This window comes from uncultured Clostridium sp. (genome assembly GCF_900547735.1).
In the GTDB taxonomy this organism is placed as follows: domain Bacteria; phylum Bacillota; class Clostridia; order Lachnospirales; family Lachnospiraceae; genus Otoolea.
The window spans coordinates 15,186-37,095 of record NZ_URHZ01000022.1; the positions used below are offsets into that span (position 1 = coordinate 15,186).

Annotated in this window: 18 protein-coding genes and 1 riboswitch; of the genes, 3 read left to right on the forward strand and 15 right to left on the reverse strand. The window is 50.2% G+C overall.

The window, feature by feature from the left end; all coding sequences use genetic code 11:
* Positions 1-206: 206 nt before the first annotated feature.
* Entirely contained in the window at positions 207-2,351 is a 2,145-nt protein-coding gene (locus QZT18_RS09125; RefSeq protein ID WP_294146896.1) for a Tex family protein, read from the reverse strand.
* A 465-nt stretch (positions 2,352-2,816) separates the two neighbouring features.
* Positions 2,817-2,897: riboswitch (ZMP/ZTP riboswitch) on the forward strand.
* Positions 2,898-2,950: 53 nt separating this feature from the next.
* On the opposite strand from QZT18_RS09125, the gene pflA reads away from it, so the two are divergent.
* The 3 genes from pflA (at position 2,951) to QZT18_RS09140 (ending at position 6,687) form a co-directional block, all read left to right on the forward strand.
* Entirely contained in the window at positions 2,951-3,724 is a 774-nt protein-coding gene (pflA, locus tag QZT18_RS09130) for a pyruvate formate-lyase-activating protein (RefSeq protein ID WP_294146898.1), read from the forward strand.
* Complete coding sequence (gene pflB, locus QZT18_RS09135; protein WP_294146900.1) at positions 3,709-5,952, forward strand: formate C-acetyltransferase; 2,244 nt, start codon at positions 3,709-3,711, stop codon at positions 5,950-5,952. The genes pflA and pflB overlap by 16 nt, the downstream gene beginning before the upstream one ends.
* A 336-nt stretch (positions 5,953-6,288) precedes the next feature.
* Positions 6,289-6,687, forward strand: a complete 399-nt coding sequence (locus QZT18_RS09140) for a DUF4190 domain-containing protein (RefSeq protein ID WP_294146903.1) — start codon at positions 6,289-6,291, stop codon at positions 6,685-6,687.
* 141 nt (positions 6,688-6,828) lie between these two features.
* On the opposite strand, the gene QZT18_RS09145 is transcribed toward QZT18_RS09140, so the two are convergent.
* The 14 genes from QZT18_RS09145 to QZT18_RS09210 all read right to left on the reverse strand — a co-directional run bounded on the left by QZT18_RS09145 (position 6,829) and on the right by QZT18_RS09210 (position 21,859).
* Positions 6,829-7,185, reverse strand: coding sequence for a DUF2752 domain-containing protein (locus QZT18_RS09145; protein ID WP_294146904.1), 357 nt, complete (start codon positions 7,183-7,185; stop codon positions 6,829-6,831).
* Positions 7,186-7,248: 63 nt separating this feature from the next.
* Positions 7,249-8,457, reverse strand: coding sequence for an aspartate kinase (locus tag QZT18_RS09150; RefSeq protein ID WP_294146906.1), 1,209 nt, complete (start codon positions 8,455-8,457; stop codon positions 7,249-7,251).
* 376 nt (positions 8,458-8,833) lie between these two features.
* On the reverse strand, positions 8,834-10,273 hold the full coding sequence (locus QZT18_RS09155) for a sodium:solute symporter (protein ID WP_294146909.1): 1,440 nt from the start codon (positions 10,271-10,273) through the stop codon (positions 8,834-8,836).
* Positions 10,274-10,432: 159 nt separating this feature from the next.
* Positions 10,433-11,620 carry a Zn-dependent hydrolase gene (locus QZT18_RS09160; RefSeq protein ID WP_294146914.1) on the reverse strand — a complete coding sequence of 396 codons (1,188 nt, stop codon included), beginning with the start codon at positions 11,618-11,620 and terminating at the stop codon, positions 10,433-10,435.
* A 33-nt stretch (positions 11,621-11,653) separates the two neighbouring features.
* Positions 11,654-13,048, reverse strand: coding sequence for an allantoinase AllB (gene allB / locus QZT18_RS09165; RefSeq protein ID WP_294146916.1), 1,395 nt, complete (start codon positions 13,046-13,048; stop codon positions 11,654-11,656).
* Positions 13,049-13,114: 66 nt separating this feature from the next.
* Positions 13,115-13,753, reverse strand: coding sequence for an aspartate/glutamate racemase family protein (locus QZT18_RS09170; protein WP_294146919.1), 639 nt, complete (start codon positions 13,751-13,753; stop codon positions 13,115-13,117).
* A complete protein-coding gene (locus QZT18_RS09175) occupies positions 13,750-14,802 on the reverse strand; it encodes a TRAP transporter substrate-binding protein (RefSeq protein ID WP_294146921.1) in 1,053 nt (350 codons plus the stop codon). The genes QZT18_RS09170 and QZT18_RS09175 overlap by 4 nt, the downstream gene beginning before the upstream one ends.
* Positions 14,803-14,916: 114 nt before the next feature.
* Complete coding sequence (locus tag QZT18_RS09180) at positions 14,917-16,215, reverse strand: TRAP transporter large permease (protein ID WP_294146923.1); 1,299 nt, start codon at positions 16,213-16,215, stop codon at positions 14,917-14,919.
* Positions 16,212-16,724, reverse strand: a complete 513-nt coding sequence (locus QZT18_RS09185) for a TRAP transporter small permease (RefSeq protein ID WP_294146924.1) — start codon at positions 16,722-16,724, stop codon at positions 16,212-16,214. The genes QZT18_RS09180 and QZT18_RS09185 overlap by 4 nt, the downstream gene beginning before the upstream one ends.
* Before the next feature lie 30 nt (positions 16,725-16,754).
* Complete coding sequence (locus tag QZT18_RS09190) at positions 16,755-17,504, reverse strand: aspartate dehydrogenase domain-containing protein (RefSeq protein ID WP_294146925.1); 750 nt, start codon at positions 17,502-17,504, stop codon at positions 16,755-16,757.
* A gap of 44 nt (positions 17,505-17,548) precedes the next feature.
* Positions 17,549-18,763 carry a pyridoxal phosphate-dependent aminotransferase gene (locus QZT18_RS09195; protein ID WP_294146926.1) on the reverse strand — a complete coding sequence of 405 codons (1,215 nt, stop codon included), beginning with the start codon at positions 18,761-18,763 and terminating at the stop codon, positions 17,549-17,551.
* Positions 18,764-18,890: 127 nt separating this feature from the next.
* The gene (locus QZT18_RS09200) at positions 18,891-19,850 is read right to left on the reverse strand and encodes a LysR family transcriptional regulator (protein ID WP_294146928.1); all 960 of its coding nucleotides are present in this window, start codon (positions 19,848-19,850) and stop codon (positions 18,891-18,893) included.
* A 351-nt stretch (positions 19,851-20,201) separates the two neighbouring features.
* Positions 20,202-21,410, reverse strand: a complete 1,209-nt coding sequence (locus QZT18_RS09205; protein ID WP_294146930.1) for a homoserine dehydrogenase — start codon at positions 21,408-21,410, stop codon at positions 20,202-20,204.
* 5 nt (positions 21,411-21,415) lie between these two features.
* Positions 21,416-21,859, reverse strand: a complete 444-nt coding sequence (locus tag QZT18_RS09210) for an ACT domain-containing protein (RefSeq protein WP_294146932.1) — start codon at positions 21,857-21,859, stop codon at positions 21,416-21,418.
* Between the last annotated feature and the right edge of the window lie 51 nt (positions 21,860-21,910).

Consider the following 21,910-nt stretch of genomic DNA (forward strand, 5'->3'; position numbering starts at 1 on the left):
TCAATCTAAAAGCGGCCCGGACCAATGCAGGATGCAGGGTCCGAACCGCCTGAAATCTTATTTTACGTAACTTTTCAGTACCTTCATGGTTACCGCTCCACGATGCACAAAACAGCAGAAAACTCTGTTTCGCACTGGACAAACCCGGGATTTTCATGAAGAAACGCATGAAAACACCTTGCGGAATCCTACCTTCTGAACCGTTACTATTTTATTTTCATGGTCAGGGAAATCCTCTTTTTACCCAGATCCACGCTCAGCACTTTGACTTCCACGATATCGCCGACGCTGACAGCCTCCAGCGGATGTTTAATATACCGGTCCGTTATCTGTGAGATATGTACCAGTCCGTCCTGATGCACGCCGATATCTACAAAAGCGCCGAAATCAATGACATTCCTGACCGTCCCCTTGAGCACCATGCCGGGTGCCAGATCCTTCATATCCATGACGTCCGTCCTGAGAATCGGCTTCGGCATCTCATCACGCGGATCCCTGGCCGGTTTTTCCAGCTCGCTTACAATGTCCCTCAGCGTAATCTCGCCTATTTCCAGTTCCTGGGACAGCTTTTGATAATCCGTCACCTTTCGGCTGATTCCCTTGATTCCTCCGGATGAAAGTTCATTGATATCATATCCGAGACGTTTCAGGAGCGCCTCGGCCGCCTTGTAGCTCTCGGGATGCACGCTGGTCGTGTCCAGAGGATTCTTCCCTCCCTGGATCCTCATGAATCCGGCGCACTGCTCATATGCCTTCGGTCCCAGTTTGGCAACCTTGAGAAGGCCTCTCCGGCTTTCAAACACACCGTACTCCTCACGGTAGGCAACGATATTTTTCGCAATCGTCTTATTGATTCCGGAAATGTACTCCAAAAGAGAGGCCGATGCGGTGTTCAAATCAACTCCTACCCTGTTGACACAGTCTTCCACGACGCCCTGAAGGGCCTCGCTCAGATTTTTCTGGTTCATGTCGTGCTGGTACTGCCCCACACCGATGGATTTTGGATCGATCTTGACCAGCTCGGCCAGAGGATCCTGGAGTCTTCTGGCGATTGAAACCGCGCTTCTCTGTCCCACGTCAAACTGCGGGAATTCTTCCGTGGCCAGCTTGCTGGCGGAGTAAACGGAGGCGCCTGCCTCATTGACGATAATATACTGCACCTGCTCCGGAATCTCCTTTAAGAGTTCCACGATAATCTGCTCCGACTCTCTGGACGCGGTGCCGTTTCCCACGGAAATCAGGGAGACACCGTACTTTTTAATCAGGTTCTTCAGGATTTTCTTGGACTCCTCCACCTTATTCTGAGGAGCCGTCGGATAAATCACCACCGTATCAAGTACTTTTCCGGTTGCATCCACCACCGCCAGTTTACAGCCCGTCCTGAATGCAGGATCCCATCCGAGGACAACACGCCCCATGATTGGAGGCTGCATCAGAAGCTGCTCCAGATTCTTTCCAAACACCTTAATCGCTCCCGCCTCGGCGTTTTCCGTCAGTTCACTGCGGATTTCCCGCTCAATGGCAGGAGAAATCAGGCGCTTATAGCTGTCCTCCGCCACTTCCCTCAGAATGCCCGATGTCTCGGGATTATCCCTGGTAATCACTTTCTTTTCCAGGAAACGGAGAACTTTCTCCTCCGGCGCGGTAATCTTTACCGTCAGAATTTTTTCCTTTTCTCCCCGGTTGAGGGCAAGAATCCGGTGGCCGGCCGTCTTTTTCAGCGGCTCGGTAAAGTTATAATACATCTCATAGACGGATTCCGTCTTCTCATCCCGGGCGGAAGAGTCGAGGGAACCCTCCTGAAACGTGGTCTTCCTGATATACGTTCTGTATTCCGCCGTCTCCGCAATCCGCTCCGCCAGAATATCCTTTGCCCCGTTAAGCGCATCCTCTGCGGTCTGGACGCCTTTTTCCTCCGAGATATATTTCTCGGCCTCTTTAAGGATCGGTGTCTTCGTCATCTGCAGGCTGATCAAGTTGGCAAGAGGCTCCAGCCCCTTTTCCTTCGCAATGCTGGCTCTTGTCTTCCTCTTCGGCCTGTACGGAAGATAGAGATCCTCCACGGCCACCAGCGTCGCCGCCGCCAGAATCTTCTTTTCCAGCTCCGGAGTCAGCTTTTCCTGTTCGCGTATGGAATTAATAACCTGGGATTTGCGTTCCTCCAGGTTCCTTAAATATTTTAACCTTTCATCCAGATTACGCAGCACCTCATCATTCAGGGAGCCGGTGGCCTCCTTGCGGTAGCGTGCGATAAAAGGGATGGTATTGCCTTCATCAATCAGTTTGACTGCGGCCTCTACCTGGCTGCGGTTAATCTGAAGCTCGTCCTTTAAAATTTGAATAATGTCCATTCTGTTTCCTCACTTTATGTCGTAACACTAACAGTTCCACAATTTTCCTGTGCGAGATTATTATACAGGATTCTTTATCAGGGTGCAAGATGAGAATAAGGGGGGGATTATTCTTCAGTTCCGGCCATAACCTGCCCGGCGGGGGAGGAGGAAGAAAAAATCTGCGGAGGGGACGTTGGAATCCGCCGGTGCTTGGACGCCGTCTTATGGCGTCTTAGCATCCGCTGCGCATTCCATAAGCGCAAGCGGTCCCCGCAGCAGATTTCTTTCTTCCGTATCCCCCGCCGGGCAGGTTATGGCCGGAACTGAAGATGCGAAGGTTTTCGGGCATCCCATGGGGGCTTGCGGCGGCGGATTGGGCTGTTGCGGAAATCCGTTTTCCCTCACGCCTCCTTCGCTCCTTCCCCCGCCCTTCGATTAAATTCTCTTGACAAATTCCTTTCAACTGGCTATATTAAAAAAATATGGTGATCATATGACTGACGGAACAAGTGGAAAACCACGTGGAGTATGATCGGAAACCGGCCGACCGTCTGGGCAGAAAAGCCCGGACAGTCGGCTTTTTTTGATCTTTTTTCTGAGAAAAGGAGGTTTTTCACATGACACCCGGTTACATTCATTCGATTGAATCTATGGGGCTGGTAGACGGACCCGGTATCAGGACGGTGCTCTTTTTGCAGGGCTGCCGGCTGCGATGTCAATACTGCCATAACCCCGATACCTGGAACGTAAAGGGAGGGACGCCGTTTACACCGGAGCAGGTTATACGGAGACTTAAGCGCTTTAAGCCTTATTACGGCACTCGGGGAGGCGTGACTTTTTCAGGCGGGGAACCCCTGCTTCAGCCCGATTTTCTTCTGGAAACTTTGTCTTTATGCCGGGAGGAGGGGATTTCCACCTGTCTCGACACCGCAGGCTGCGGCATCGGCAGATACCGTGAAATTCTTGGTAACACGGATCTTGTCATTTTTGATGTGAAGCACTATACGGATGAAGGCTACAGGGCGGTTACGGGGCGGGCGCCGGATGAGGCGCTGCGCTTTCTGGATGCCGCCATGAGCAGCGGTGTTCCTTTGTGGATACGCCATGTAGCGGTTCCCGGGCTTACGGACGGAGAAAAACATTTTACAGGACTCTGGAACTTTCTCCGGACGCTGCGCGGCGTAGAGAAAGTGGAACTGCTGCCCTACCACGTACTGGGAGTGTCCAAATATCATGCACTTGGCATTCCCTGTCCGCTGGAAAATGTGCCGCCGATGGAGGCCGGAGGCCTGGTTCGATGGCAGCAGGTTATGAATAACGGCCTTACAAATAACGCACCGCTTACCACAGTCATTAAGAGAACGGAGGATCAATTATGTCAGTCAATGTAAATATCAAAGCCTGGGAAGGATTCCGCACCGGAGAATGGCGCCATCTTGTAAATGTCCGCAATTTTATCCAGAAAAACTACACGCCCTACACCGGAGACGCCGCGTTTCTGGCCCCTCCGACCGGCCGTACGCTGAAGGTCTGGGAAAAGGCGCACGCCCTGATCGTGGAGGAAGTGAACAAGGGAATTATCGATGTGGAAACGAATGTTGTTTCCGGCATCAACAATTTTGCTCCCGGTTTTATCGACAGGGAAAATGAAGTGATTGTAGGTTTGCAGACCGACGCGCCTTTAAAGCGTATCGTCAATCCGTTCGGCGGTATCCGCACCGCCAACCAGGCCCTTGAACAATATGGGTACCGGTTGAATCCTGAGATCGAAAAACATTTCCGGCTGTACCGGAAAACACACAATGACGGTGTATTCGACGCTTATCCCGAACGCACCCGGCTGGCCCGTTCGGCCGGACTGCTCACCGGTCTGCCGGATGCCTACGGGCGCGGGCGCATTGTGGGTGACTACCGCCGAATTCCCCTGTACGGCACCGATTTTCTGATTGAGGAGAAAGAAAAAGATCTGGATATGCTGGACGGGACCATGACGGATGAAAGAATCCGCCTCAGGGAGGAGGTCCGTATGCAGATCCGGGCGCTGGGCGAGATGGCGGAGATGGCGGAAACATATGGCTGCGACATCCGGCGCCCCGCCGGCAATGCCAGGGAGGCCGTGCAGAACCTGTACCTGGCCTATCTGGCCGGAATCAAGGAAAATAACGGCGCGGCCACCAGCCTGGGCAGAACCGCAACCTTCCTGGACATCTATATTAAGCGGGACCTCGATTTGGGAATACTGGATGAAGCAGGCGCCCAGGAGCTGATTGACCAGTTCATTATCAAGCTGCGCCTTGTGCGTCACTTGCGTACACCGGAATATAACGAACTCTTCGGCGGCGATCCCACCTGGGTTACGGAGGCCCTCGGCGGAATGGGCGCAGACGGCCGCACGCTGGTCACCCGTACCACGTTCCGTTACCTCCATACGCTGACAAACCTGGGAACTGCCCCGGAACCCAACCTGACCGTGCTGTGGAGCGGCAGCCTGCCCGGTCCGTTTAAAGAATACTGCTCACGGATGAGCATTTCCACCGACTCCCTCCAGTACGAAAATGATGAACTGATGCGCCCCCTGTACGGCGATGATTACTGTATTGCCTGCTGTGTTTCGGCAATGGCAGTTGGAAAACAGATGCAGTTTTTCGGAGCCAGGGCCAATCTTGCCAAAAGTCTGCTGTATGCAGTTAATGGAGGAATCGATGAGAAAAAGGGACTGCATGTCATTCCCGAAATCCCCCTGGATACCGATGAGATTCTCGATTATCCGAAGGTGCTTGGAAACTATAAGAAAGTACTCTCCTATGTTGCCGGTCTGTACGTGGATACAATCAATATCATCCACTATATGCATGACAAATATGCCTACGAAGCCAGTCAAATGGCCCTGCACGACACCCTGGTGGAACGGCTGGCCGCTTTTGGAGTGGCAGGCCTCTCCATCGCCGCAGACTCCCTCTCCGCCATCAAATTTGCCGCTGTTAAGCCAATCCGGAATGAAAACGGAATCGCCGTAGACTTTGAGGTGGAGGGAAGTTTTCCAAAGTACGGCAATGACGACGACAGGGTGGACGATATTGCGGTGGAGCTTATGGCCTTTTTCTCCGGTGAGCTGAAAAAACACGCCCTGTACCGGAATGCCGTTCACACGCTCTCCGCCCTCACCATCACCAGCAATGTCATGTATGGAAAGAAAACGGGAGCCACTCCGGACGGCCGCAAAGCAGGTGAACCATTTGCTCCCGGTGCGAATCCCATGCACGGCCGCGACGAAAACGGCGCCCTGGCCTCCCTGAATTCCGTGGCAAAGCTCCCCTACAGAGCCGTCTGCCAGGACGGCGTCTCCAACACATTTTCCATTGTACCCGATGCACTGGGGAAGTCACCCGACGAGCGGACTAAAAATCTTGTTTCCATCCTGGACGGATATTTTATACAGGGAGCCCATCACCTTAACGTCAATGTAATGAACCGCCGGGTTCTCATGGATGCCATGGAACACCCGGAGGAATACCCGACTTTAACCATCCGCGTTTCCGGCTATGCAGTCAACTTTAACCGTCTCACCCGGGAGCAGCAGCTGGAGGTAATCAAACGCACCTTCCACGAACAGATGTAACTGTCTTTCAGGCGCAAAATGTACGCGGGATACATCACCCCAAACCAGTTACTGTTCACTCCGTGCCCAGCAACACGCTTCGCGATGCACAGAAACGGCAAAAAGCACCGTTGATTGTAATGAAAAGTCCGCATCGCGCACTTTTCGTTGCGTCGCGCCGTAACCCTCGGGTTTTCTGTGACTTTCGCTTTGCTCCACTCACAAAAAACACCTCGCGGAATACTGCCCGTGAACAGTAACCCAAACCACAATATTTCCCTTTTTCCACCCCACCGTTCTCTGGACAACCAAATAAAACCATGTTACAATCATTAGGATACAAAGGAGGTTTTATCCATGGATTATTATGACAGCAATGATAACCAATATAATAACGGCCCCGAGAACGGCAGGAACCAGGGAGGCAATCCCGCAGGCGGACCGCCGAAGCAGCCCAACGGTATGGCCACGGTTTCCCTGATCTGCGGCATTATCGGCGTTCTTTCTCTCTGCGCCTGTATTGCATTTCCCTTATCGATTATCCTGGGCGTGGCTGCTATTGTCCTTTCCTTTCTTTCGAGAAAAGGAGAACCGTTTACCGGCATGGCCATTGCAGGACTTGTATTAGGCATTCTTGCACTGGTGCTTGGCGTAGCCGAAGGCCTGTATATGATTGCGGTTAATTTCATGCTCCGCGATCCGCAGATGTCTTCCATGTTCGATCAGATACTGGATCAGTACCAGAATGCGCAGTAACACTGCCGCATAATGAAATTCAACTATAGCTGCAGTAAACAACGAAAAGCACGCTTCGCGAACTTTTCATTGCCGCTCAACAACAATATATGCAGAAAAAGGCACACGTCGCGGTTTAACCGTAATGTGTGCCTTTTTACATCAGTATATCCCGGCCAGCAAATCCACATGTCTCACCAGCAGGTAATAATTTTTAATAACAAAATTGACAACCAGAATCGCAATTCCGATAAACAACACCGTCATCCAAACCGCGGGCCGCAGCGCTTTCTTTTTCCGCATGCAGTAAAAACGGTACAGCAAAAAAGAGGGAATGGACACCGCCATATACAGTACAAGCGGGTTAAGCCGGAGACTGTCCGCCACCCGCCCGTGAAGCAGCGCCAAAAACGCCCTGGTCCCTCCGCAGCCGGGACAGTACGCTCCCGTCACCACATGGAACAGGCAGGGATAGATGCCCTGGCTGACGCTTTCAATAAGCTCTGCTAAAATTCTCATTCTTTCGTCTCCTCACCGGAACGCGCCAGACAATGAATCGGGCCGGACCGGCCGGTTTTCTCATTAATCAGCGAGCGCAAATGCGTCGTGTACCACGCGCATCGCCCGGTTTGTATCCACCTCGTCAATCAGAACCGTGATGCGGATCTCGGAAGTGGCAATCATCTTGATATTGATATTCGCACCGGACATCGCTTCGAACATCTTCGCCGCAACGCCGGGATTACTTGTCATTCCGGCTCCGATAATCGAAATCTTTGCCACCGTGTCGTCGGCGCTGACCGACTGGGCCGTCAGCATCTCCAGATGCACATTGATAAGATTTAACGTCTCCTGTAAATCCGTGCGGGCCACCGTGAAGGAGATATCCTTCTTATTGTCACGCCCCACAGACTGAATAATAATATCTACGTTAATCTGATGTCTGGCCAGAAGATTGAACAGACGGAAAGCGATTCCCGGTTCATCACTCACACCAAGCACAGAAACTCTGGCTGTATTTTTATCTGCGGCTACACCGCTTACCAACATCTTCTCCATAGTGGTTTTCTCCTTAATGATCGTACCTTCCGCTCTGGTCATACTGGAAAGGACCATCAGTTTTACTCCGTACCGTTTGGCCATCTCCACCGAACGGTTGTGCAGAACCTTCGCGCCCAGGGATGCAAATTCCAGCATCTCGTCGTATGAAACCTCCGAGAGCTTCCTCGCATTTGGAACAATCCTCGGATCCGCCGTATAAACGCCGTCCACATCTGTATAAATCTCGCAGAGGTCGGCGTGAAGGGCAACTGCCAGCGCAACCGCCGTCGTGTCAGAACCGCCCCTTCCCAGAGTCGTCATATCATCATATTTATTAATTCCCTGGAAACCTGTAATTACTACTATCTTCCTGGCATCCAGTTCATTCCGGATTCTCTCCGTCTCAATTCTCTTGAGCTTTGCCTGTCCGTAAGCGGATGTTGTCCTCATCGCCACCTGGGACGCATTGAGGGAAACCGCCTGGACCCCCAGCGACTGAAACGCCATCGCCATAAGCGCTACGGAAATCTGCTCTCCTGTCACCAGAAGCATGTCCATCTCGCGTTTCGACGGCATGTCCGTAATCTCATGTGCCTTTTCAAGCAGGCCATCCGTCGTCTTACCCATGGCGGACAGTACCACCACCACGTCATAACCTTTCTCATAATCCTCAATGCAGCGCCTCGCCACATTAAAAATCTTCTCTTTATCGGCTACAGAACTGCCTCCGAATTTTTTCACGACCAGCATAAATTGCCCGTCCTCCTGTGTAGTTTAGAAATTATTATCCACATCGCAGCCAGAGAGCAGCTTTGCCGCAAACAGTGACATAGTATTCAAGAATCCGTCCGGTGTGAACAGTAATGTTTAGAATTTTTATTTTATAACAAAAGTATCACGGTGTCAAATATTCTCTCATTGCGGAGGAAGCAGGATATTTCGAAGGGGCGGTGATGGTCCCGGCGATACAGCAAAAATTCAGCCGGTGCTCCCTTCTTCGCAGCGGGACACAAAATACCCGGTGAGCTGGAAGATACGGCATCACCGGGTATGTATTCTCATTTCTTATGTATTATCATTTCTTTCGAAAAGTCACATTTTCATTGGCAGCCGTAAACAACTGCCTTTACTGTTCATCCGTCTCCTTTGGGAAAAATTGTTCTATAATCTCCTGAGGCACCGGCGCCGTCATTTTGCTGACCACTACCAGTGTAACAAAACTGACGATTATAGCCGGCAGCGCGGCATAAATCCCGGCCGGCTGGCCAAGTGCATACCAGATACACGCCGTGATAAAACCGGTGAGCATACTTGCCGCCGCTCCCGTTTTATTTGCTCCCTTCCACACAACGCCAACCATCGTCAGCACTGCCATGGAAGCTCCCATCAGCGTAACCGCTTTTACCTGGATAAACTGAATCGCATCATTAATTACAAATGTAGCGAGAATTGCTCCGATTCCAATAACAATGGTAGCCACCCTGGAAATCTGCAGCTTCTGTTTATCCGTAAGATCCGGCCGGACATATTTCCCCCATAGATCGTTGCTGAATGTTGTAGCCGACAATAAAAGTAACGAATCCGCTGTGGAAATGATGGCGGCAATTACCGCGGCAAACATGATTCCGCCGCTGACCGGTGAAAGCATCTGAGTTACCAGGCCAACGAATACAAGATCCTGCTTTTCAATCCCGGGCAGCAAAATCATACCGGAAATCCCTATAATTACCAGAGGTATGTAAAATAACAGGAGACCTATCCCAGTGTATCCCTGCGATCTTGAAGCAATCTCCGGCGTCTGGGCGGAAAAGAAACGGGCTATAAACTGAGGAGCTCCAAAATTACAGATTCCCCATGTCACTACCCAGGAAAAGGCGGTGATTGGCGGAATTTTCACACTGAATGCACTGACAAATTCCGGACTGATTGCCGCTATCTGTCTGTTCATTTCAGTAAAACCACCCACTAACCCTAAAAACTTAATGGCCATCATCCAAACGCCGATAATAATAATAAAAGAACATATAGTGTCCGTCCACGCTACCGCCTTCATCCCGCCCATAGCGGTAAACAGCAGAAAAATCAGCAGTAAAACGAAACAGCATACCGCTTTATTCCAGTTGACAAAGGTCTGAAGAATGGTGATTCCTCCAATAACCTGAGCCGCCAGTAATGCGGTGCAGCAAACAACAATCAATAGTGAGGCAAATGCAGCGTGGCGTTTTCCAAACCGTTCATCAATAAATTGCGGGAGGGTATCGCACCCCGTCTTGCGAAGACGTTTTGCAAACCAGATACATGCTAAAAAAGAAGTGACAAACGTGCCGGCACAATTCCACCAGCCCGGCCAGCCGTTCAGGTAGTAGTACCCCATATAGCTGACAATCGAAGCAGAACTTACAATTGTTGCAAAATAAGTACCTGCCATGGGAATCACTCCCAGAGATTTACCGGCAAGCATCCAGTCTTCTGAACTGTTAATACCCCTGGAAATGACAAGTCCCATCACCATAAGTGCAATCATAAAAGCTACAACAATCATGAGATAAATTGAATTCGTTGTCATTTCTCTTTCCTCCCCTTCATGCTGACATAAATAATCGGAAAAATACCAAAGGCTATATATAATGCCCACATTGCTACCAAACCACCTGTTACTCCCATATGAATCCCCCTTTTCATTGAACCCGCCCCGGCTTCAAACGGATGCCCCCAATCTGCAGCCTTAATCTTCCTGATCCAAAAGCTCCACGGTTCTGTATAAAACCTCCGCACCGTTTTCCAGGTCTTTCGTTTCTGTCCATTCTTCCTTACAGTGGCTGAGTCCATCCCTGCTGGGTACAAAGATCATTCCCACCGGCAGACAGTGGGCCATCGGGTTGGCATCGTGTCCCGCCCCGCTTGGCATGACAATATGACTGACCTTTGACTCCTCTGCGGCCTGAGCAATCACCTGCATCAGATGGTTGTCACATGCCACTGAACCCTTATCGATTTTCTTTGTTATTTCAAAGTCCGCAGTATCGATTCCTGCGGCAATTTTCTGAATCTCTTCTATCAGTTTATCCGTCTTTTCTTTCTGCATGTGGCGCATCTCAAAAGTGCATTCCACCTGTCCCGGAATCACATTCTCAGAACCAGGCCGGCACTGGATCGTTCCTACGGTCAGCACCAGTGTATCGTCAATCCCACGGCACCTTTCATCGGCCGCGGCAATCAGCCGCGCCATGGCTACCATAGCGTCCCGCCTGTTTTTCATCATGGTGGTTCCCGCATGATTGCTGTGGCCGACGGCCGTCACCCGATACCGTACGATCCCCACAATCCCGCTCACCACGCCGATTTCAAGTCCCTCGTTAAATAACAGATCTCCCTGTTCAATATGCAGTTCCAGATAGCATTTTGCATTTGAAAAATCTCTTCGGCAGTCCATGATTTCCTGCACTGTATGGCCATATTCCCGCAGCGCCTCCGAAAGACCCGGCTGTTCCCGATCGACCAGACCGGCTACGGCGCGGCTGCCGAAGGTTCCGCCAATCGGATTGGATTCCTCCGCGTTAAACCCGTAAAGTTCCAGCGGATGGCGCAGGCATTTCCCCTCTTCCTTCAGGCGGCGTACGACCTCAATCCCCGCCGCCACACCATAAGCGCCGTCGAACAGACCTCCGGAGGGAACGGTATCCAGATGAGAGCCTATCATGATGCTCCCGAGACCTTCCTCTGTTCCGGCAAGCCGTCCGTGAATATTTCCCGCCGCATCCCGTTTTACCTCCAGATCTAGCTCACGCATCTGCCGCTCTACAATATCCAGTGCTTCAAAGTACGCAGGACTGTAGCAGCTTCGTGTGTATGAGCCATCCTCATTTTTCCCTGCCATGCCGATGGCCGCAAGTATCTCTTTGACCTGATTCATTCCATATGCCTTCCTTACCCTGAGATTATGGTGTTACTGTTTTTCTGCTAAAACCGGTTTGACAAACTCTCCCCAGCCCGCCGCACTTTCATCCACAACTCCGTTCTCCATCACCACGCGGCCGCGGACCACCGTATAGTCTACAGAACAGCCGAGCTTCCAATCCTCGTATACCTTGGAGATGTCCCTGGCCTGGGAATAGCTGTCTTTTGCATGGCAGATCACCTCATGGTTCAAATCGATAACAGCCAGGTCGCCGTCTGCTCCGGCAGAGATAGTTCCCTTCTGCGGGAACAGGTTGAAACATTTTGCAGGATTGACGCAGCAGAGTTCCACGACTCTTTCCAGGCTCAGGCGGCCTTTCTTTGCCTCTGTCACCATCAGCGGCAGGCGCAGATCGATTCCCGGGAATCCGGACGGAGCCACAAAGATGTCTGTGTTTCCCGTCTCCTTCTCCGATACGAGGAACGGGCTGTGATCGCTTCCGATAAAATCAACAGTGCCGTCCAGCACGTAATCCCACAGTTTCTCCACTTCCTCTTTTTTCCTCAGTGCAGGGTTGCATTTTGCATATGGGCCGTATTTTTCAACATAACTCTCATCTAAGAGCAGATAGTGAGGACAGGTCTCCACATAAACCTTCTGTCCCTCCGCCTTAGCCTGTTTTGCCAGTTCCATTGCACCACAGGTGGAAACATGAACCAGTTCCACAGGGCAGCCCACTTCCTTACTGAAACGCAGCATTTTAGCAATGGCCTCAATTTCTACAATCGGAGGACGTGACTCACAGTGGGCCAGGTAATCTACGCGGCCCTCCGCTCTCAGGCGTTTAATATTTCCGCTCACAAGCTCATTATCCTCCGCATGGGCAGCCAGCGTCAGGCCTGTTTTTTTCACCTCTTCCAGAGCCCGCATTAACTGTGCATTATTAGCGCTTGTCAGGCCCTTAAACTCGGCATCACGCCCCTCGGGCGCCTCGTGAAGAAATGTTTTATAAGCCACAACGCCCTCATGGGATAATGGTTCGATCTCCTCCGGGAACTCTCCGCCTGCCGCGCCGAAAAAGCTGAAATCCACGCAGCTTCCCTTTTTGCAGAGATCCACACGGCTGTGCAGAATCTCGGCATTATACTGGGGCGGGATCGAGATGGGGTGCTCAAAAAATGTGGTACAGCCGCCTGCTGCCGCCGCACGGGTTCCCACTCTGAATGTTTCCCTCTCCGCATGACCCGGATCCCGGTAATGTACATGGGTGTCAATACCTCCCGGCAGCACATGTTTATCCGTAGCGTCTATGGTGCGCACACTCTCCGGAAGGCAGCCCGGCTCCGCTACCATGGCAATTTTTCCATCCTTAATTCCTATATCCGCTCTTCTGAATCCACCTTCGATAAAAGCAAGACCGTTAATTACTGCAAGATCCAACATGATTATATCCTCCTTTAAACAGCACATCCAAACAGCCCGCCGGCCGTCGTTCACAGTTAATTATTTTTAATACTTCTCTTTACAGATGCGGTAATGTACCAGTCCGGAGGCCATGATTAAAGCGCAGGCCACCCCGTCCAGTACCGGTATCCCAAGTTCCCGTTCGATATAGCCGTCCGCTCCCGTATAATTGGCACAGCCGAGCACAATCGCATCCACGCAGAACTCATTGAGCGCTTCCCTTGCCGCTTTTAACAAATCCTCATTGCTGCCGCTCTCTGTGACCTTAATCGTCCTTAGCAGGTCGTCACAACGGTATTTATGAGCCAGGGCAATCTTTTTGGAAATAGAATTCGGTGACGGTGAAATAACCGCATACCCGTTTCCCATGGACGCCGCCATCTTGAGAGACGCCTCCGCTATGCCCACCACCGGCTTTCCTGCAATCTCTCTGACCAGATCCAGATTGGGATCCGAGTGGCAGGCCACAATATAGGCATCATAGTAATCACCGGCAGAGCGGACAAGTTCTATCATCTCCGCCCCGGAGACAGCCTGCTCCTCATAGGAACACACCAGTTTCGGGGCCTTTGTCATATGCCTCACTTCTACCTCCACCCCGGGAAGTGCAAGATTCTCAGCTTTTTTTGCCATCACCTCATCGGTATGTTCATCGCTGTTCGGGTTAATGATCAAAATTCTCATTTTGTGTATGCCTCCCATACTTCAGGGGAAACCTTTGCTTTGACGCTGTCCCATTCAGGCGCCACAGCCTCCTTGAATGCCGCCCTCTGTTCATCGGTAAGATCCACGATCGTGCAGCCATAGTCCTCAATCTCCTTTGTCCAGGCAGCCTCATTGTCGAGCGCATAGCTTGTGGCAGCCTCACAGGCAGCGGTAATGGCCTCATCCAGAACCTTTTTATTTTCATCAGACAGACTGTCATAGAAGCTCTGGCTTACCAGCCACTGCTGTGTCTGCTGAAGATGGTTTGTCTTTGTGATGTGTGTCTGCTGCTCATAAAACTTCTGGGAATAAATCAGTTCAATCGGGTTCTCCTGCGCGTCGATGGTTTTCTGCTGCAGGGCCGTATAAAGCTCGCTGAAGGAGAATGGAGTTGGAGTTGCCCCCATACACTGCCATCCTTCAATATGAAGATCGTTCTGCATAACCCTGAATGTAAGGCCCTTCAAATCGGCAGGGCTGGTAATCGGTTTATTGGCCGTAGCCACGCGGAATCCATGGACACTGTAGCCTCCCAGCCAGAAACCTGCTGCAGAATACTTCTCACGCATCACGTTCAGGAAATTCTCATCCTCCATATACTTTTTCTTTACGTCGTCTATATTGTTAAAATTATAGAAAAGGTCATAGATAACGCCGTCGTCTACGTAGTTAACGATAATGGAATTGGCAAGGCACATCTCCAGGTTTCCGCTCTGCACCATCTGGCACAGCTCATCATCATTTCCCATGGAATTATTCGGATAAATATTGACTGCAAAAGCTCCGCCGGAATTTTTCTCCAGATAATCTTTAAGCGCCAGGCAGCCTACCTGCTGGGCCGTGCTCTCGGCTCCGCCGTGTCCGATATTAATCGTAATTGCTTCTCCGCCGGAAGCGGCTTTCTGTGTTTCGACAGACTGACCGGAATTACCCGATTCAGCGGGTTTTGCCGCACCTGTGGAACCTCCGCAGGCAGCCAGCGTCAGAGAAGTGACAACAGCCAGGACAGACATTAAACGTTTTTTCATTTCTTCCTCCTTAATTGTGAGGCAGTGCGGCAACAGGGCACTGCCCTTTTTTATGTTCATAAACTGAAGCTTACTTTACAATTCACAAAGCGGTAAAAACACCGTTTCGCGCCATTATCCCAGCAAATTCGGTAAAAACATCGTGATTTGAGGAATATAGGTAATCAGCATCAAAGCAAACAGGAACATAGCAATAAACGGTATTGCATGCTTCGCAATCCTGGTAATAGGAATCTGGGTAAGGGAGTTTGCAACAAACAGGTTGGTGCCGATAGGCGGGGTTACGAATCCAATTGCCAGATTGACCGTCATAAGTACGCCAAAATGAATGGGATCCACACCGTACTGCTGTACAATCGGCAGCATAATCGGCGCCAGAATCAAAATGCAGGGAACCGTATCCATAACCATTCCGGCAAAGAGCAGGAACAGATTGATGACCAGCAGCACTACAATCTTACTTTGTACATGTCCGACCACATAAGCGGCCAGCATCTGCGGCAGATTCAGGATCGTGAGCACACGGCCGAATACAATACAGATGGACAAAATAAGCATGACCGGCGTTGCCGTCCGGGCCGTATCGATGAGGCAGCCCGCCAGTTTCTTCAGGTTTATGGCACGGTAGGCCACTACGCCGATGAGCAGGGCATATACCACGGACACGCACGCAGCCTCAGTGGGACTGACAATGCCGCCATAGATTCCTCCCAGGATGATGACCGGAGCAAGCAGAGCGAAAAAGCTCTCCTTGAAAATATGGCCAAATCCTTTTTCCCTCAGTTTTTTGGTATTCTCGGCAATCTGGAGGTTGGTGTTGTCACGACGCATAAAATAGTAAACAATATAGGCAATCAGGCACAGGGCAATCAGGATTCCGGGTGCAAAGCCCGCAATAAACAAATCACCGATGGAGGCGCCGGTAGCCAGTCCATATGTAATAAATGGAATACTAGGCGGTATAATTACTCCCAGGCCTCCCGCCACCGCGATCATGGCTGTAACAAAATCACGTTCATACCCGAGCTTCGTCAGAAGCGGGATGCACATCGTTCCAATCGCCGCCACAGTAGCCGGACCGGAACCACAGATGGCTCCGTAAAACAGGCAGGTAACTACGACCGCAATAGGCAGTCCGGCAGGAATATTTCCAAAGAAGTAGGAAAAAAAGTCAAATAGCCGGTTGGACATACCGCTTTCCGCCATAATGCTGGATGAGAGCATAAAAAGCGGAATTGCCAGCAGTACATACGAATCCATCCCGTTTACCATTGTCTTAAAGAAATACTCGGCATCACAGGTAAAAGCCGGATTCATCAGATGAACCGACAGGGTCGCCCACCCCACACTGAATGCAATTGGAATTCCAAGTACCAAAAACAGAATAAAAATAATAAACATGACACCAATCATACCGCATCCCTCACTTCCTGTTTTGTGCCGCTCTTATCAGATAGCTTTCTGAAACGGCCATAAAACTTCTGAATGATACGGATCACACTGATGCAGAGACCTGTCATAAGCGCGCCGTAAACAAAAACCATCGGAAGATGCAGCCCCGCAGAGGTCTGATGACGCGCCGCGAGCTGCTGCATGGAACGGAGTGCGGCCGGAATCAGATAAAATATAAACAGCGCTCCCACCACATCCTGAATCAGACTGAATACGGGAATTACTTTAGGGCAAAGCACCTCAATAATATTCACCCTGATGTGTGTTCCATTCCGGATCCCATAACTGATGCCCATAAATACAAACCAGATAAACATATACCGGGTAGCTTCCTCCGACCAGGTAAGCGGAGCCTTTACTACATACCGGAAAAATACGTGTGTTGTCATCATCACCACAATCCCGCATAAAAAGATTGCCATCAGCACCTCCTCAAAGTGCTGATCCAGCCAGCGTAATGCTGCTTTCATAGCTTCTCCCCCTCTTCTGCATGAAACTTTTTATACAAACCGGAATCCGGCTCCCCCGAGCACACGATCCAGGCTTCCGCAGGCAGATAGAGGTACATATTTTCCGGAAACCCCGCCTTCGGAGAAACTGGAAACACGGATTGTAAAATCAATCCCCTGTCCGGCCAGATGAATCACGTGAGTGTTCGTATTGACAGCCGGGTCTGCCGTAATTTTCGACCAGGTGCGATCAAATCCGATGCCTGCAAGAGCGATAGCCGCATGGACATTTACATTCTTCGGATATAGTTCCGTCGCTTTTCTCGTCGGCCCCTCATAGAGGACGGTCAGTTCCGTATCGTCACGGCCCAGGCTCTTCGGATTCTTAATCGTCTCCACCGTCACTTCCGTGAGTGCCTCACGGCCGTCGAAAATTCCATCCAGCCCAAGAATCGCCCCGTGGGGAAGAAATACATTTGTACCGTATTTTTTACTGAGTTCCTCCGACTTTGCCCTGAGTCCGTCGTCCCGGAATGCCGTCATGGAAAATGGCATAAAACTGCAGCAGGACAGCACGTCCTCCAGATTGTCTGTAACCACCTCCGCATTTGCGCACTCTACTACCAGGTCAAGTCCCTCAAACATCCCCTTTTCCAGTTTGGCAGCCACCTTAACACTGCCCAGATCTCCCGCCTTTAAAAACGGATCATATACAAATGCGATTTCCACATCCTGTCTCGCCAGCACATGACCAATCATGGCCCTTCCAATCTTTCCTCCGCCTAAAAACGCAATTTTCATTCCTGTACCTTCCTCCTTTACCCCTCACAATAAGCTGCTTCATTTTATTTCTCTTTGCGGTACCTCTCCAAAAGTATAAGCAGACGCTCAATTGCCGCTACCGCATTTTCCTTGTTCTGTGAAAAATTAATCCGGAATTGATGGATATACTGAGGCCCGAATTCCGTGCCCGGTGTGACAATCACCGAAGCCATCTCACGCGCAATCCTGATAAACTGGTGTAGTGAAACATCCAGTTCCGGAATCGTGATAAAAAGATAACTGCCGCCTTCCGAAGGTCTGGCATACACGCCCGGCACACCGGAGAGTTTTTCCATAATTGCATCACGGATTTCCTGATGGTTCTTCACCCTGTTTTCCATCCAGCCATCCGGCTCATTAAACCATGTGGTGAATACCGCCTGGTTATATCCGCTGCACCTGAGCGCCATGATAGCCTGAAGCTTTTCCATTCGTTCAATAATTTCAGCCGTTCCGAAAGCCACGCCCAGACGGTATCCGCTCAGCGACTCTGTCTTCGACGGACCCATGATGGTAATGAGATTATCCGGTATTTTTTTCTGTGCACAGAGATGCGTATAAGTTACATCCGAATAAACCTGACGGGAATAAAGTTCATCCACGATCAGTGTGACTCCGTATTCCGCCGCCAATTCCGCAATCCGGCAGATCTCATCATAGGAATATACACAGCCGACCGGATTATTGGGATTAGAGAAAAGGAAAAGTTTTACCCCGTCCTTAAAAACCGCTTCCAGCGCCTGCAGATCAATCCCCGCTCCTTCTTTACGGTTTTCATAATCCATCAATACAGGCACCAATTCACCGTGAAAAAACTCTACCATTTTTCTGTTTGCAAAATAGTCGGGCTCTACGATGGCAACCCTGTCGCCCGGCAGGATATTGCTCCCCATTGCCAGAAATAAGGCTCCCTGTGTACCGGGAGTCAGAATGAGATTCTGCTCCGGATCGATTCCGGCTCCTGTAAAAACTGCCAGACGGGACGCTACATGCTCCAGCACGCTCTTTTTCCCGCGGTACGGCGTATAAGCCTGGACGGCCCCCGCCTTCACTCCCTCCGCAAACACCTCAAAGCTTCCCGGCGTCGGCTCATGCGCATCGACATCCCCATGGGAAAAATCCACCATAGGCCCCGTAAGCTTCTCTCCCCTGAATTCCAGCGCCGCAGACTTTTGAAGGCTCTCCTGCCCTGGAGCATTATCAATTCCAAGCTTTTCAAACTTCTCCGCTATTGTCATATCTACCTGTCCTCCTGATAATCTCGATTAATATTTCGTTACTCTGATCTTATCATTGGGGTGATATATTGTCCAATAGACAGGGGGACATATACTTATGTCGAAAACGGAATAGTGGCATCCGCACTTACCCCGGCATCGGGCTGTTCTTCAGATATTCGACAAATATTTTCTGCAGCTCGGTACACTGATCGCTGTTATAATAGGCCCTCAGTTCACGGCTCGTGTCCGGATGGGCAATCTTATAAAAGGTCAGCTCTTCCGACGGTCCCACATAATAGGGGATACTGGCCCTGATAAACGTGATTCCCGAACCTGTCCCGGCAAGATAGTATGCGCTGATAAGCTGATCCATTTCCATCACGATGGTCGGTTCAAATCCGGCGTCACGGCAGATCTTCAAACCACGCCGGTGCATATCATTGCCTCTCTTTAAGAACAGGAAATTCTCTTTTGCAAACACTTGCATCGGCACGCTCGGAAGGTCCGGCGCCAGAAAACGGCCATTGCAGATATCCCCATAACAGACGGCCTGCTGCCGGAGTTTTTCATTAATTTCCAATGCGCTGGGAACCGCCAGGATGATATTCTCTTTTTTCAGAACGATGGAATTAAATTTAGACGGCATATTGGGCTCTACCGAGATACCCAAATCCACGATTCCGGCCTGGAGGAATTTTCTCAAATCGCTGTCGTTTGTCTCGATCAGCTTGATGTTAATTCCAGGATTTTCCAGCCTGAATGCCGCGACCAGCGGCGGAAGAACGTAGGTACAGAAAAAAGACGGGGCGCCGATATTTAAATCAGATTTCCGATGGCGGCGCATTTCGTTGCAGTACAATTCTATTTCTTCCTGAATCTCCTGCATCTTTCGGAAATATTCCACAAAGACTTCACCTTCCGGCGTCACTTTAAGCGGTACGGAGCCACGGTCAAAAATCTGTGTACCCAGATTTCCCTCCACCCGTTTCACAATCTTACTGAGCGCCGGCTGCGTGATATAATACTTTTCCGCCGCCCGCGAAAAACTCCGCTCTTCACAGACCGCCAGAATATACAGCATATCCCTTACTTCAACTGGTTCCATTCTGTTCATCACTCCTTTATGTTTTGTACAAGGTGATATATCACCCTTCATGTTAATATTATATCAGATTAAACATCATTGATCCAATCGAAAGTTCTTCTAGAGCATCTTCCTGCCCGGAGAGCTTTTTATATCATAGGAGTTTCCTATGATATAAAAAAAGCCCATATCTACCGCAAAGGTAAATACGAGCTTTCTCTGTCCGTTTTTTAATCTCATCCTTATATCTTAAACTTTTGACTCATTCTTTTATATTATTCTTATTCTTATATCTTATTATTCAGGATCTTATTATTCAGCAGGTGCTTTCGCATCATCTTTCATAATAACTGCCTCCGCACCGGCAGCTTCCTAAGCGCGGATCATCTGGCGGATATCTCCAAAAGCGGCAGCCACCTTCCGATACCTGGATTCGGTCATCTCACCGGTCAGAACGGCGAATTCATCCATATCCGGCAGCTCAATCACCTCCGACTTGCCAAAAGCGGCCTCCACATCAGACAATTTTTCCTCCACGGTTCCTGCAAAACGGATAAAATATCTGAATTTCATTTCTTTCACTTCAGACAATTCCTGCTTTTCACCGGTCCAGCCAAGAGGCACATTATCGGTCATATGACAGGACGCCTCCATGATATCGGCAACCACTGCGCTGGCGGTCGGCAGTTTTCCTGCTCCGCTTCCGTAGAACATCAAAGTTCCGGCCATGTTGCCGCGAACCATCACCGCGTTAAATACGTCGCTCACTCCATAAAGAGGGTGATCCCTGCCGATCATCATCGGGCAGACAAACACGCTGGTTTTGCCGTCGACCATACGGCTGCTTCCGAACAGCTTGACGGAGGTTCCCATCTTTGCCGCGTACTTAAAGTCGGTATCGGTAATCTTCGTAATTCCTTCCGTGTAAACTTCTTCGTAATTGACTTCCTTCTGGAGAGCCAGAGACGTAAGAATCGTTATTTTCCGGCAGGTGTCGTATCCTTCCACATCGGCCTCGGGATTACGCTCGGCATATCCCAGTTCCTGGGCCTTTTTAAGCGCCTCCTCAAATGTCTGGCCCTCTCTGTCCATCTTGCTGAGGATAAAGTTGGTCGTCCCGTTCAGGATGCCGCTGATTTCCAGAATCTGCTCTCCTGCGAGACACTGGACCATGGGGCGGATAATCGGAATTCCGCCGCCGACACTGGCCTCGAACAGAAAATTAATATTTTTGTCCCTGGCAATCTGAAGCAGCTCCGTCCCGTGCGCCGCTACCAGCGCTTTATTGGATGTAACCACCTGTTTTCCGGCAAGCAGGCAGGCTTTTGCAAACGCATAGGCCGGATTCACACCGCCCATGGCTTCCACAACAATTCCCACTTCCTCGTCCTTTTCTATAATGGAAAAATCATGTACAATCAGGCCTTCATGAGGATCACCCGCGAATTCACGCAGATCCAGTATGTATTTTACGACAATGTCCTGACCTGTCTTCTTTTTGATTATCTCTCTGTTTGTCTCTAATACTTCCACGACACCGGAACCAATCGTTCCATATCCCATTACCGCTACCTGAATCATAATCTCTACTCCCTGGCTATTATTTTGACGTAATGAACGCCATTTTTCTCTTCCATGTCCTCAACCATCCTGGAAATATTGCCGGTATCCGGCCTGACTTCCACGCTCAGAGTAAGCGAAGCCACATTATTGACCGGAATACTCTGATGAATGGTCAGGATATTCGCCTTATAAACCGCCACCGTGTGGAGAAGATCCGACAACAGCCCCTGCTCATCGTCCATCTGCAGCACCAGCGTAATTGTTTTTCCCTTTGCATTATCGTAAAATGGGAAAATATCATCTTTGTACTTGTAGAAAGAACTCCTGCTGATTCCCACTTTCTCAGTGGCTTCCTGTATCGTGATTGCACGCTCCGATTCAATCAGTTTTTTCGCCTCAACCACCTTCAGCAGAACTTCAGGTACTGCTTTTTGTTTTAACACAAAATATTTTGTCTGCTCTTCCATATTCACTCCCCTGTGCTGTATACCATCGTGTATGCTTGAGAAATACATTTG

Coding starts and splice junctions, on each gene's coding strand:
- QZT18_RS09210 (WP_294146932.1), bottom strand. CDS start 21,859: ATGGAAGAGCAGACAAAATATTTTGTGTTAAAACAAAAAGCAGTACCT.
- QZT18_RS09185 (WP_294146924.1), bottom strand. CDS start 16,724: ATGAAAGCAGCATTACGCTGGCTGGATCAGCACTTTGAGGAGGTGCTG.
- QZT18_RS09170 (WP_294146919.1), bottom strand. CDS start 13,753: ATGAGAATTTTGATCATTAACCCGAACAGCGATGAACATACCGATGAG.
- QZT18_RS09205 (WP_294146930.1), bottom strand. CDS start 21,410: ATGATTCAGGTAGCGGTAATGGGATATGGAACGATTGGTTCCGGTGTC.
- QZT18_RS09200 (WP_294146928.1), bottom strand. CDS start 19,850: ATGGAACCAGTTGAAGTAAGGGATATGCTGTATATTCTGGCGGTCTGT.
- QZT18_RS09145 (WP_294146904.1), bottom strand. CDS start 7,185: ATGAGAATTTTAGCAGAGCTTATTGAAAGCGTCAGCCAGGGCATCTAT.
- QZT18_RS09140 (WP_294146903.1), top strand. CDS start 6,289: ATGGATTATTATGACAGCAATGATAACCAATATAATAACGGCCCCGAG.
- QZT18_RS09155 (WP_294146909.1), bottom strand. CDS start 10,273: ATGACAACGAATTCAATTTATCTCATGATTGTTGTAGCTTTTATGATT.
- QZT18_RS09150 (WP_294146906.1), bottom strand. CDS start 8,457: ATGCTGGTCGTGAAAAAATTCGGAGGCAGTTCTGTAGCCGATAAAGAG.
- QZT18_RS09175 (WP_294146921.1), bottom strand. CDS start 14,802: ATGAAAAAACGTTTAATGTCTGTCCTGGCTGTTGTCACTTCTCTGACG.
- QZT18_RS09125 (WP_294146896.1), bottom strand. CDS start 2,351: ATGGACATTATTCAAATTTTAAAGGACGAGCTTCAGATTAACCGCAGC.
- allB (WP_294146916.1), bottom strand. CDS start 13,048: ATGTTGGATCTTGCAGTAATTAACGGTCTTGCTTTTATCGAAGGTGGA.
- QZT18_RS09160 (WP_294146914.1), bottom strand. CDS start 11,620: ATGAATCAGGTCAAAGAGATACTTGCGGCCATCGGCATGGCAGGGAAA.
- QZT18_RS09190 (WP_294146925.1), bottom strand. CDS start 17,504: ATGAAAATTGCGTTTTTAGGCGGAGGAAAGATTGGAAGGGCCATGATT.
- pflB (WP_294146900.1), top strand. CDS start 3,709: ATGTCAGTCAATGTAAATATCAAAGCCTGGGAAGGATTCCGCACCGGA.
- pflA (WP_294146898.1), top strand. CDS start 2,951: ATGACACCCGGTTACATTCATTCGATTGAATCTATGGGGCTGGTAGAC.
- QZT18_RS09195 (WP_294146926.1), bottom strand. CDS start 18,763: ATGACAATAGCGGAGAAGTTTGAAAAGCTTGGAATTGATAATGCTCCA.
- QZT18_RS09180 (WP_294146923.1), bottom strand. CDS start 16,215: ATGATTGGTGTCATGTTTATTATTTTTATTCTGTTTTTGGTACTTGGA.